Source organism: Haloferax sulfurifontis ATCC BAA-897 (assembly GCF_000337835.1).
Classification (GTDB): domain Archaea; phylum Halobacteriota; class Halobacteria; order Halobacteriales; family Haloferacaceae; genus Haloferax; species Haloferax denitrificans.
This window is the reverse complement of record NZ_AOLM01000027.1, coordinates 297,768-309,353: the sequence shown is the minus strand read 5'-3', so window position 1 is coordinate 309,353 and position 11,586 is coordinate 297,768. Positions and strand designations below refer to the sequence as shown.

The following is an 11,586-nucleotide window of genomic DNA, read 5'->3' as shown; positions in this document are numbered from 1 at the left end:
ACGTCGCCCGCGGCCGCATCGCCCCCACGGCCGCCAAGCACATCGCCCGCGTCTCCGGCGACGCCCGGCTCCACCTCGCGTGGGCGACGCTCGACGCCGGACTGACCGTCCGCGAGGTCCGCCGGCTCGCCAGCGAGGTCAACGACGGCACGCCCGTCGTGGACGCGCTCGCCGACCACGGCGTCGATATCGGCACGCTTGACGTGACGCTCCCGGCCGACGTCTACCTCGAACTCCGCCGCCGCGCCTCGCTCGAAGACGCGCCCCCCGGCGACGTGGTCGCCGACGCCCTCGACGACTACCTCGACTGAAGGAACCGCGTCGCCGTCTCGCCAATCACGTCCCGCGCCACCTCGACTTCCGCCCACTCGACGGTCTCGTCCGGAAAGTGCGCGTGGTCGATGTTTCCGGGTCCGAACAGCACCGTCGGAATTCCCGCCTCGACGTAGTGCCGCGAGTCCGCGCCGTAGGTCGCGCCGACCGGCTCGTCGTCGCGGCCGTCGGCCCGAAGCGCCGCCCGCAACGCCTCTACGACCGGCTCGTCGGCGTCGGTTTCGGCCGGCTCGAACTGCACCGAAAACCGCTCGAACGCCGGCGGGTGCGCCGAGAGCCACTCGTCGTCGGCGACGACGCGCGCCAGTCGCTCCTCGAACGCGGCTTCGACCTCGGCGACCGTCTCGCCCGGCGCGACGCCGAGTCGCCACTCCGCGGTGAGCGTCCCCGCGACGCTCGACGCCCACGACCCCGCCTCGAGGCGGCCGACGCAGACCGGCCACGGAATCGGGTAGTCGAAACGCGGGTGGGAGACCGCGTCGGTCCGCTCCGCTTCGAGGTCGAAAAACGCCTCCCGAATCGCCTCGAACTTCTCGATAACGTCGACCCCGCGCCACCGCGAGGCCGCGTGCGCCGTCCGCCCGGTCAGGTGGAGTCGCTTCATCACCGACCCCTCGGTGGCGACGACCGGCTTGAGCCGCGTCGGTTCGGCGACGAGCGCGGCGTCCCGCTCGAACGGATAGGGATTGTCGATCGCGGCCGCCGCGGCCCCGATGCCGCCGTCTTCCTCGCCGGCGACGCTCTCGACGACGACCCGCCCGTCGAGGGCGAGGTCGCCAGCCTCGACGGCGTCGCGGAGGTCGAGCGCGGCGAAGACGCACGCCGCGAGCCCCGCCTTCATGTCGGCCGCGCCGCGGGCGCTGACGGTGCCCGCGTCGTCGTCCCAGTCGGGTAAAAACGGGTCGTGGGACCACAACTCCCTGTCGGCTGGCACCACGTCGACGTGGCCGTTGAGGACGAGCGTCCGGCCCGCGTCGGGGTCGCCGAACTCGAAGACGCCGGCGACGCTCGGGCGGTTCGCGGTGTCGATGTCGTCGGGGTCGTCGGGGAACGACGGATGGCCGGCCAGCCGCGCCGGGTCGGCGGTCCACTCGTAGGTGTCGAACTCGGAGTCGTGCAGTCGGTTCTTGACCCACTGCTGGGCGGGGGCCTCGGCGCGGGCGACGCTCTCGAACCGGAGGAGCGCGTCCACGAAGTCGCGAAGGTCCATATCGTGGGGGACGGGAACGGGGTACAAAGCAGGAGGGGGCGGCGAAAATAAACGCTTATCAGTATCCCCACTTAAGAACTCGCTGAGGGCTGGTAGCTCAGTTAGGCAGAGCGTCTGGCTTTTAGCGGGACTACGCGAGTCGCGTGGTTTCGGAAGACACCAGACGGTCGGGGGTTCAAGTCCCTCCCAGCCCGTTTCTACTCCGAACAACTGTGAAGAGTGAAACGGCTTCGAGAGATTGAACCCGACCAGTCGCGCACAGCGAAGCGAGCACGTCTGGGCTCGGTTCAAGTCCCTCCCTGCCCGTTTCTGCGACGAAGTTCGTGCGGAGTGACACGGCTTTACCGTTCTTACGTCACGAGCGATAGCTTCACCAAGCCGTATTGCGAATCGCGTTGACTACTTCCACTCCGTGGCTGTCGCTCTTGTCGAACTGATACGTTGTGGGGCTATGGACGAGATTAGTCACCCAAAGCAACGGGGACAGTCTAGTGAGGCCGCGATTCTCTTCGAATTCACTCGTTATGGCGTCACCGTGTTAGAGCCGTTTGGTGATAACGAACGGTACGATTACGTCGTAGAGATAGCCGGAGAATTTCATCGTGTTCAAGTGAAAACTGGTCGACTGACAAATGGGAGGGTTCAGTTTGAAACTCGTAGCTCGGGCACTCTCACCCGACGAGTGAAGAAGGAGGGGTACGATGGGCAGATAGACCTCTTCGCAGTTTACTCCCCTGAACTCGAAGAATCGTACGTCGTACCAATCAACGAAGCACCAGATACGTCTATGGGCCTCCGTGTTGAACAGGCCCGTAAGAAGTCTCCAAACATCAATTGGGCTGATGACTTCCAACTTGACAGTTGGGTCAACAGCGTCCGGGCGTAGATTGTGTCACGTCTTTTCGGATCTCTGCTTGGAGCGGTGGTTCCAATATCACAGTTCGTAGTACTGACCTCCTTTTCGAAAGCCGAGCACCACTTCGTCGACACCGGTCTGTTCCCCCAGGTTCAATCGAAAACACTCATCTGACATCAGTCACGTCCCCGAGAACATATCGGTCGTTCAACTATATCTTATTTGGGGAGGGAGAGGCATCGAGCCCCTAAAAATTGAGGGTGTGGGTCCTCAGCCCTGCTTGAACACGACGCCGCCGCCGGTCTTCGGGTAGCTCCACTCGACGTTGTCGTACGGACAGCCGTAGCGGCAGGTCCCACACTCCAGACAGTTCTCGTAGGCGATAGACGGCACGCCGTCGCCGTCCGGGTCGACTGTCCACACCGCCGCGGGACAGACCGAGGTGCACTCGTTGGTGGTGCAGTCGGCGCAGACGTCCGGGTTCTCGACGCCGAGGTGTGACTCGCCGGTGTCGCGGTACTTGACCGTGTACAGACGGTCTTCGATGCTCACGTCTGGGACGTGGGGTTGTGCGGTGCTCATGATAACATCCTCCGGAAGCGCCAGGCGCGTTTCGCCGCGCCGAACCAGCCGCCCGCGGCGGCGACGAGGTGGTCGCGGGCCGCGCCCGTGTGTTCGTCTTTCGACGCGCGGTCCATCTTGAAGTACTCCGTCTCGGCGCTGGCCAACGCGCGCGGCAGGTCCTCGAAGAGGAACTGCCGGTCGGCCGCGATAGTCCGCTGGAACCAGTCGTAGTGCCGGAGGTTCTCGACCACGAACGACTGGTCGAGGTCCCGTGCGTAGGCGGCGAGCGCCTCGGCGTCGCTCCGGCCGTCCGCCAGCGCGGCCGCGATGGCCTTCCCGGCGTGGTAGCCGCTCTCGACGGCCATGTTCGTCCCCTCGAGGTGGACGCCGCTGTTCAACACGAGGCCGGCGGCGTCGCCGACGACGACCGCGCCGTCGTGGACGAGGTCGGGCATCGCGCGAGCGCCGCCCTCGGGGACGACGTGGGCGCTGTACTCGATGCGGCGGCCGCCGCGGATGAGCGGGGCGACCGCCGGGTGCGACTCGAAGGCGTCGAGCGTCGCCTCGGGCGTCTGGCCGGCCGCGGCGTCTTCGACGCGGTAGACGACCCCGACGCTCACGGAGCGCTTGTTCGTGTAGACGAAGCCGCCGCCGACGGCCCCCTCGCCGAAGTACTGGTAGGCCGCGCCGGCGTCGCCGTCGAGTCGGAAGCGGTCGTCGATGGTGTCGCGGTCGAGTTTGAACACCTCTTTGACCGACACCGCGACCGCGTCGCGCTCGGGGCGTTCCTTGAGCCGCGCCCTCGCTCACAAGCGAGTTCGCCCCCTCGGCGAGCACGACGACCGGGGCGTGAATCTCCCCGTCCGGGCGGTCGGTCGTCACGCCGACGACCGCGCCGCCGTCGCGGAGGAGGCCCGTGACCGTCGTCTCGGTGACGAGCGTCGCGCCGGCCTCGACCGCCTGCTTCGCGAACCACTCGTCGAACCGCCGTCTGAGGACGGTGTAGGAGTCGTTGTGGGGCTCGTCGCGCCACGCTCCGGGCCGCATCGAAACCGCGGTCTCGTCGCCGTCCGACGAGAGTATCGAGAAGCGCTTCTCGGCGACGTAGCGTTCGAGCGGCGCGCCGTCGATGTCGACTAGCTCCCGAATCGTCGGCGTGTAGAGCACGCCGCCGAAGACGTTCTTCGTCCCCGGCGCGGGGCCGCGTTCGAGCATCAGCACGTCGAGGCCGTCGCGGGCCATCGTCAGCGCCGCGGCAGTTCCAGCGAGACCGGCACCGACGACGACGGCGTCGAACGCGTCGTCGTAGTTCGGCGTCTCGGTCCGGAGGGTCGGGCCTTGCAGGCCGCCGGCCGTGGTCGCCTCGTTGCTCATGCCGCCACCTCCCGCTTCTCGCGGACCATCGCAGTCAGCGCGGGAAGCACCTCGTGGAGGTCGCCGACGATGCCGTAGTCGGCGTGTTCGAAGATGGGCGCGTTGGGGTCGGTGTTGACGGCGACGACCACGTCGCTCCCGTTCATCCCTTCGAGGTGCTGGACCGCCCCCGAGATGCCCGCGGCGATGTAGAGCTGTGGCCGGACGGTCTTGCCCGTCTGGCCGACCTGTCGCGCGGGTTCGACCCAGCCCTCCTCGACGGCGGCGCGGGTGGCGGCGACTTCGCCGCCGAGCGCCTCCGCGAGTTCGACCAGCGGCGTCACGTCGCCCTCACAGCCCGCGCCGCCGGCGACGATGACGTCCGCGTCGGTGATGTCGACGACGCCCCCGACGACCCGTTCGAGGACGGTCGAGAGCGTGTCTTCCTCGGCGACGACGACTTCGACCGATTCGACGGCGTCGGCCGCGTTCTCGGTCGATTCGGCGGGTTCGCCGGCGTCGAACACCCCGGCGCGGACCGTCGCCATCTGCGGGCGGTGGGCGGGGCACTTGATGGTCGCCATGGCGCTCCCGCCGAACGTCGGTCGGCTCGCGAGGAGAAGCCCCGCCTCGTCGACGGCGAGTTCGGTGCAGTCGGCCGTGAGGCCGGCGTGGGCGGGCACGGCGACCCGACCCGCGAAGTCGCGGCCGGTGTGGGTCCCGCCGATGAGGACGATGCTCGGCTTGCGCGCCTCGACGAGCGCGCGGAACTGCTCGCCGTAGGGGTCGGCGCGGTACGGTTCGAACACCGGGTCGTCGGCGAGGAGCGCGCGGTCGGCCCCGCGGGTCACCGCCTCCTCGGCGAGATGGGCGACATCGTCGCCCACGACGAGCGCGACGAGCGACTCGCCCGTCTCGTCTGCGAGTTCGCGCCCCTTCGCGAGGAGTTCCCACGACACCGGCGCGGCCTCACCCTCGTGCTGTTCGACGAACACCCAGACGTCCCGGTAGTCGGCGACGTCGATTTCCGGCCCGCTCGCGGCGCTCATCTAGAGCACCTCCGCGAGGTGGTCGTAGAGGGCTTCGACGCTGTCGACGCGCGTCCGCTCGCGTTCGACCGGCGAGGCGGTGTCCATCCCGCCGACCTTCGTCGGCGGGTTGGCGAGGCCGACCCGGTCTTCGATGCCGAGGTCGGACGCGGTCCACTGGACGGGTTCGAACTCGGTCTCGGCGAATATCTTCCGGTGTAAGCCGGCGGGTCGCGGGTCGTTCGCGCCGAACACCATCGCCACGACGACGGGGAGCGCGGCGGCGACGCGCTCGTAGCGGCCTTCGACGTCCCGCGTGCCGACGAGGACGCCCTCGTCGGGTCGGGGGTCGACGGACTCGGTGTAGGTGAGTTGCGCCCAGCCGTTGTGGGCGGCGATGCCCGGCGGCACCTGTCCGGTCGAGGAGTCGGTGCTCTCTTCGCCGCAGATGACCACGTCGGCGTCGAGTTCTTCGGCCGCCCGCGCGAGCGCGAGGCTCGTGGGCCACGTGTCGCTCCCGCCGAACGCGCGGTCGGTGAGCAGGACGCCGCCGTCCGCGCCCGCGGCGACGGCCGCCTGTAGGACGGCGCTGGCCGGCGGCGGCCCCATCGTGACCGCGGTCACGGTCCCGCCGACGGCGTCGCGGAGCGCGAGCGCGGACTCGACGGCGTTGTGGTCGGGCTTGTTCAGCACCGCCGGCGCGTCGGAGCGGTTCAACGTCCCCGTATCGGGGTCTATCGTGACGTCGTCCGCATCGGGAACCTGCTTGACGCAGACGACGATGTTCCATCCGTCATTCATAATTTGACGACGCCGTCGTGTGCGGCGCGTACCGAACATAGCACGCTCTGCGCTACATACCGACCCGGTCGTTCTCGAAATATAAGAACCGAATACGCGATATTACTCCGTTCCCCGCGTATTCTGGCTCAGGAGGGCAAACAAATGTACACCAACATCCTCGTTCCCGTCGACACCAGTCCCGAGTCGATGAACGCGGCGAGTCACGCGATTCGCCTCGCGGACGCCGTCGGCGCGTCGGTTCACGCGCTGTACGTCACTCGACCGCCCGTGGACACCGACGACGACGGCGAGCGCTCGCAGTCGCGGAGCGAACGCGCCTTCGCCGACGTGGTCGAACGCGCCGAAGAACGCGGCGTCGACATCGAGACGAGCATCCTCGTCGGCGACCCCGCGGCGTCAATCGCCGACTTCGCCAACACGCACCGCGCCGACCTCATCGTGATGGGGACCCACGGCCGCGAGGGCGTCGACCGGCTGGTAAACGGGAGCGTCGCCGAGCGCGTCGGCCGCCTCGCCAGCGTCCCGGTGACGACGATTCGGCTCCGCGACGGCGAGCAGTCCGTCCGGTCGCCGCTCGACGCACAGCGCATCGCGCGCGAAAAGCTCGCCCACGCCGGCCACGACGACGCCGTCATCGAAGCGCCGTCTCAACAGCGGTCCGCGTGGGTCGTCCACGCCGCCGACGACCGCGGCGAGTACAACGTCCACATCAACAGCGCGTCCGGGCAGGCCAAACTCGTGCAGGTCGGCTGAGCCCGCACCGCTTTTTCGCTTATTCGAGGTCGAGGAGCGTCGCGGCCTCGTCGAGGAACTCGGCGTACACCGACATCGCGTCCTCGATGGGTTCGGGTTCGGTCATGTCGACGCCGGCGGTTTGGAGCACGTCGAGGGGGTATTCGCTCCCGCCGAGCGCGAGCGCCTCGCGGTAGTCCGCCGCGGCCGACTCGCCCTCCTCGCGGATGCGCTCGACGATGGCCGCCGCCGCGGAGATGCCCGTCGCGTACTGGTAGACGTAGTAGTTGTAGTAGAAGTGCGGAATGCGCATCCACTCGCGGGCGATGCGGTCGTCGGTCGCCGCGGGCTCGTAGTACGCCGCCTTCAGGTCGCCGTACATCTCGTCGAACCGGTCGGGCGTGAGCGCGCCGTCGTTCTCGACGACCTCGTGAATCTGGAGTTCGAAGTCGGCGAACATCGTCTGGCGGAACAGCGTCGAGCGGAACCGTTCGAGGTACTCGTCGAGGACGTGCATCCGGAGCTCGTCGTCGTCGACGTTCTCCAGCAGGTACTCCGTCAGGAGCGTCTCGTTGACCGTGGAGGCGACCTCGGCGGTGAAGATGTCGTAGCTCGCGTCGTGCCACGGCTGGGCGTCGTTGGCGAGTTCGGAGTGCATCGAGTGGCCCAGCTCGTGGGCGAGCGTGAACATCGATGCGGCGTCGTCCTGGTAGTTCATCATGATGAACGGCTGGGTGTCGTAGGTGCCCGCGGAGTACGCCCCGGAGCGCTTGCCGCGGTTCTCGTACACGTCGACCCAGCGGTCGTCGAGCCCCTCGGCCATCCGCTCCTGATAGGCCTCGCCGAGCGGTTCGACGGCCTCGACGATGTACTCTTTCGCCTGTTCGTACGGAATCTCGGGGCCGTGGTCGCCGGTGAGCGAGACGTAGAGGTCCCACATCTGGAGTTCGTCCGCGCCGATGGCCTCCCGCTTCAACTCGGCGTGGCGGTGGAGGTGGCCGAGGTTGTCGCGGACGGTGTCGAGCAGGTTGTCGTACACCTCGACGGGGACGTTGGGGCCGTCGAGCGCGGCCTCGCGGGCGGCGTCGTAGTCGCGGATGCGCGCGGTCTTCACGTCCTTTTTGACGCTGTTTTTCAGCGAGGTGCCGACGGCGTTGCGCACGTCGGCCCAGCGGTCGTAGAACTCCTCGTGGACGGTCCGGCGGAACTCGCGGTCGGGGTGTTTCTGGAGCTTCGTGAAGTTGCCCTGCGTGATTTCGACGGACGTCCCGTCGGGCTTCTCGACGGTCGGGAACTCCAGGTCGGCGTTGGCGAGCATCGAGTAGATGTCGCTGGACGCGCCGGTCACGTCCGAGAGGTCGGCGAGGACTTCTTCGACCTCCGCGGAGCGGGTGTGTTCCTTCGTCCGGAGCACGTCGTCGAAGTAGTGCTCGTAGGCCGCCAGCTCGGGTTCCTCCTCGACGAACTCGTCGACGCCGTCGCGGCCGAGCTCCTGCAGTTCGGGGTCCAGATAGCTGACCGCGCTCCGGGCCCTCGACGCCAGCGCCTCCGCGCGGCCGGCCTGCGCTTGGTACTCCTGATTCCGCGTGTCCTGACTGCTACGGAGGTTCGCGTAGGAGACGACCATCGACACCTCGCGGAGCACGGACTCCATCGTCTCGAAGAGTTCGAGGAGCGTCTCGGGGTCGTCGGTGGCGCGACCCTCGTAGCTCGCCAGTTCGGGGACGCGCTCTGCGACGTCCTCGTACGCCGCTTCCCACTCGTCGTCGGACGCGTAGATGCTGTCGAGGTCCCACTTGTACTCCTCGTCGATGTCGCTCCGCTCGGGAACCGAACTCATGTCGGCTACTTTGACGCGCGCGCGGCTGGTAAGCCTTATCAATCGAGGGGCGGTGCGGGGTCGAAGCGGGCGACCGCGACCCGGTCAGTGGCGGGTCGCCCTCGCCTCTCGGACCTGCGAGCCGTCCCGGACTAAGTCCTCGCAGTGCGGGCAGACGCGGGGGTCGTCCATGCCCTCCGGGGCGAACACCCTGACGTAACCTTCCGTGACGAAAGAATCGCAGTTCTGACATGTCGGCATGGCGGTCGTTCGTACCACGTCAACTGAGTTAGATGTTATGGGCGATTTTCGGCATCCGACACCGACTCCGGCCCCGGCCGCGGGGGGTTCGCTCGGCGGGGTCCGGCGGCGCAAACCACTTTGACCGGCGGGCGTGTGGATGCCCCATGGACGACCTCTCCCCCGCGGTCCGCGAGGCGTTCGCCCGGACGTGGGTCGACGACCGCCCGTGGGCGTTCCTCACCGATTTGACCGCCATCGGCGACCGGATGGCCGGCGGGCCGGGCGACCGCCGCGCGAGTACGCTCGTCGCCGACGCCTTCACCGACGCGGGCGTCGGACGAGTCGAGTTCGACCCCTTCGAGATGGCGCGCTGGACCCGCGGCGACACGACGCTCGACCTCACCGCGCCCGACGAGCGGCGCTTCGAGGCCGTCGCGCTCCCGTACGCTCCGCGGGCGACCGTCTCCGGCCCGCTGGTCGACGTCGGCTACGGCACGCCGAGCGAAATCGACGCGGCCGACGTGGACGGCGCGCTCGCCGTCGCCAGCGCGACCACCCCCGCCGGCGGCCGGTTCGTCCACCGGATGGAGAAGTTCAACTACGCGATCGAGTCCGGCGCGGTCGGATTCGTCTTCGTCAACCACGTCCCCGGGCAACTCCCCCCGACCGGGGCGCTCCGCTACGACGAGGAGGCCGCCGCCCCCGCGGTCGGCGTGAGCGCCGAAACCGGGTCGTGGCTGACCGACTACGCGGCCCGCGGCGGCGAGGCGACCCTCTCGGTCGACGCCGAGACGGCGCCCGGCGAGAGCCGGAACGTCGAGGGTCGCGTCGGCCCCGACACCGACCGCGAACTGCTCTTGTGCGCCCACTTCGACGCCCACGACATCGCCGAGGGCGCGCTCGACAACGGCTGTGGCATCGCGGTCGTCGTCACCGCGGCGCGACTCCTCGCCGAGATGGACCTCGACCTCGGCGTGCGCGTCGTCGGCGTCGGCGCAGAGGAACTCGGCTTGACCGGCTCCGAACACCTCGCCGACCGCCTCGACCTCGACCGCGTCGCCGCCGTCGTCAACGTCGACGGCGCGGGGCGGTTCCGCGACCTCGTCGCCCACAGCCACACCTCCGAGGCGACCGCCGCGGTGGCGACCCGAGTCGGCAACGAGACGCGCCACCCGGTCGAAATCGAGCCCGAGCCGCACCCGTTCAGCGACCAGTGGCCGTTCGTCCGCGCCGGCGTCCCGGCGCTCCAACTCCGGAGCGAAAGCGGCGAGCGCGGCCGCGGGTGGGGCCACACCCACGCCGACACCCGCGACAAGGTCGACGACAGAAACGTCCGCGAACACGGGATGCTCGCCGCGCTCGTCGTCCGTGAACTCGCGGCGGCGGCCGCCGACGGGGAGGTTCCCCGACTCGACGACGACGAACTCGCGGCGGCGTTCCGCGACGCCGACTTCGAGACGGGGATGAAGGCGGCGGGCATCTGGCCCGACGGCTGGGAGTAGCGCCGGTCAGTCGCGCGCGGAGGGGTCGGCGTCGTCGCCGCGGTCGCCGTCCGAGTCATCGCGCCCGTTTGCCTCGCCGTCTGCGACTTCGACCGTCAGATTCGCCTTCGACAGCGCGCTCTCGGTCGCGGCCTCGACGACCATCCCGGCCCCGATGACGACGTAGAACATCCCGTAGACGAACGTCGGCACGGCCATGAGGAGGTAGAGCGCGAGGCCGGCGATGCCCGTCAGGCTGGCGAGAAAGCCGCCGATGGCGTTGCCGACGCCGACGATAAACAGGCCGAAGACGATGCGGAGGGTGGCGTCCCACGCGGCGGACCGGTCCATGCGTGAGCCGACGGCGGGCCGCGTGATGTGTCTACTGGTCGATACGCGGCGCGGGGCCGCGGCGCGGACCCGCGGTGAGGTGAGCGTTGCGGGGGTCGTTCTCCCGCGCGTCAGCACACCGCGAGCAGTTCGTCGAGCGAGTCGAGTTCGTAGGTCGGCTCGGCGGCCAACTGGTAGCCCTCGCGGTGGGGTCGGCGGATGAACGCCGAGTCGATGCCGGCGCGGTCGGCCGCGACCACGTCGACGTTGCTGTCGCCGACGTAGAGCGCCGAGTCGACGCCGAGTTCGCCCATCGCGCGCTCGATGTAGTGCGGGTCCGGCTTCTTCACCCGCGCGCCCTCGACGGTCGGGTCGCGGCCGTAGGCCACCTCGAAGCGGTCGCCGATGTCGAACACGTCGAGGATGTGCTCGATGGTCGCGTGCTGGTTGTTGCTCACGACCGCCAGCGGGTGGCCGATGTCGTCGAGGGCGGTCACGTCGTCGTACAGCGGTTTCGTCCCGTCTTCGAGACACGTCCGCTGGGTCGCCGCGGCGTGGGTCTCGTGGCGCGACCAGAACTCGTCGACCGGCACGTCGTGGACAGAACAGATGCGGCGCAGGCGCGTGAGGCCGCCGTTGATCACCCCGTCGACCGTCTCGGTCGTCGGCTCGACGTCGAACTCGGCGAACGCCCGTCTGACCGCCTCCCGCTGGACTTCGAGGAGCGTCGGCTTCGTCAGCACGCCGTCGTTGTCGAAGATGACAGCGTCGTAGCACATGGTCGAACGGTTCGCGCCCGAGTCACGATAACGTTGCTATGTGCGACCCCGACC

At 68.7% G+C, this 11,586-nt stretch carries 13 protein-coding genes, 1 tRNA gene and 1 pseudogene; 5 read left to right on the top strand and 10 right to left on the bottom strand.

Translation table 11 applies throughout. The annotated features are described in order from the left end of the window. Positions 1-311 (top strand): DUF7119 family protein (locus C441_RS17030; protein ID WP_007276203.1); only part of this gene is annotated, 311 nt, incomplete at its 5' end. Here C441_RS17030 and C441_RS17025 read toward each other — a convergent pair. Beyond that, entirely contained in the window at positions 299-1,543 is a 1,245-nt protein-coding gene (locus tag C441_RS17025) for a M20/M25/M40 family metallo-hydrolase (RefSeq protein ID WP_007276202.1), read from the bottom strand. The two genes, C441_RS17030 and C441_RS17025, sit on opposite strands and share 13 nt — an antisense overlap. A gap of 86 nt (positions 1,544-1,629) precedes the next feature. Here C441_RS17025 and C441_RS17020 point away from each other — a divergent pair. Together C441_RS17020 and C441_RS19255 are read left to right on the top strand one after the other, a co-directional pair. Then, positions 1,630-1,737, top strand: a tRNA-Lys gene (locus tag C441_RS17020). Positions 1,738-1,994: 257 nt separating this feature from the next. Then, positions 1,995-2,429, top strand: a complete 435-nt coding sequence (locus C441_RS19255; protein WP_083874949.1) for a group I intron-associated PD-(D/E)XK endonuclease — start codon at positions 1,995-1,997, stop codon at positions 2,427-2,429. A 240-nt stretch (positions 2,430-2,669) separates the two neighbouring features. Here C441_RS19255 and C441_RS17015 read toward each other — a convergent pair whose 3' ends face one another. The 5 genes and pseudogenes from C441_RS17015 to C441_RS17000 form a co-directional block, all read right to left on the bottom strand. Beyond that, positions 2,670-2,981 (bottom strand): ferredoxin family protein, encoded by a 312-nt coding sequence (locus tag C441_RS17015; protein WP_049920662.1) that lies wholly within the window; start codon positions 2,979-2,981, stop codon positions 2,670-2,672. Then, entirely contained in the window at positions 2,978-3,724 is a 747-nt protein-coding gene (locus tag C441_RS20370) for a hypothetical protein (RefSeq protein ID WP_007276199.1), read from the bottom strand. Before C441_RS20370 ends, C441_RS17015 begins: the two co-directional genes overlap by 4 nt. Further along, positions 3,684-4,205: pseudogene (locus C441_RS20365) on the bottom strand (NAD(P)/FAD-dependent oxidoreductase); the annotation flags it as partial. The gene C441_RS20370 and the pseudogene C441_RS20365, both read right to left, overlap by 41 nt. Positions 4,206-4,333: 128 nt before the next feature. Continuing rightward, positions 4,334-5,365 carry an electron transfer flavoprotein subunit alpha/FixB family protein gene (locus C441_RS17005; protein ID WP_007276197.1) on the bottom strand — a complete coding sequence of 344 codons (1,032 nt, stop codon included), beginning with the start codon at positions 5,363-5,365 and terminating at the stop codon, positions 4,334-4,336. After that, positions 5,366-6,145 carry an electron transfer flavoprotein subunit beta/FixA family protein gene (locus tag C441_RS17000; RefSeq protein ID WP_007276196.1) on the bottom strand — a complete coding sequence of 260 codons (780 nt, stop codon included), beginning with the start codon at positions 6,143-6,145 and terminating at the stop codon, positions 5,366-5,368. It abuts the gene before it with no gap. Between the two features lie 144 nt (positions 6,146-6,289). On the opposite strand from C441_RS17000, the gene C441_RS16995 reads away from it, so the two are divergent. Next, positions 6,290-6,901 (top strand): universal stress protein, encoded by a 612-nt coding sequence (locus tag C441_RS16995; RefSeq protein ID WP_004967502.1) that lies wholly within the window; start codon positions 6,290-6,292, stop codon positions 6,899-6,901. 19 nt (positions 6,902-6,920) lie between these two features. Here C441_RS16995 and pepF read toward each other — a convergent pair whose 3' ends face one another. Both pepF and C441_RS20075 read right to left on the bottom strand, forming a co-directional pair. Beyond that, on the bottom strand, positions 6,921-8,720 hold the full coding sequence (pepF, locus tag C441_RS16990; protein ID WP_007276195.1) for an oligoendopeptidase F: 1,800 nt from the start codon (positions 8,718-8,720) through the stop codon (positions 6,921-6,923). 84 nt (positions 8,721-8,804) lie between these two features. Then, positions 8,805-8,960, bottom strand: coding sequence for a DUF7563 family protein (locus C441_RS20075; protein WP_007276194.1), 156 nt, complete (start codon positions 8,958-8,960; stop codon positions 8,805-8,807). A gap of 146 nt (positions 8,961-9,106) precedes the next feature. Here C441_RS20075 and C441_RS16985 point away from each other — a divergent pair, with 146 nt between their 5' ends. Further along, entirely contained in the window at positions 9,107-10,444 is a 1,338-nt protein-coding gene (locus C441_RS16985) for a M28 family metallopeptidase (protein ID WP_007276193.1), read from the top strand. A gap of 6 nt (positions 10,445-10,450) precedes the next feature. On the opposite strand, the gene C441_RS16980 is transcribed toward C441_RS16985, so the two are convergent. Together C441_RS16980 and C441_RS16975 are read right to left on the bottom strand one after the other, a co-directional pair. Further along, the gene (locus C441_RS16980) at positions 10,451-10,774 is read right to left on the bottom strand and encodes a hypothetical protein (RefSeq protein ID WP_007276192.1); all 324 of its coding nucleotides are present in this window, start codon (positions 10,772-10,774) and stop codon (positions 10,451-10,453) included. Between the two features lie 110 nt (positions 10,775-10,884). Then, positions 10,885-11,532 carry an HAD family hydrolase gene (locus tag C441_RS16975; protein WP_007276191.1) on the bottom strand — a complete coding sequence of 216 codons (648 nt, stop codon included), beginning with the start codon at positions 11,530-11,532 and terminating at the stop codon, positions 10,885-10,887. Positions 11,533-11,586: the final 54 nt, after the last annotated feature.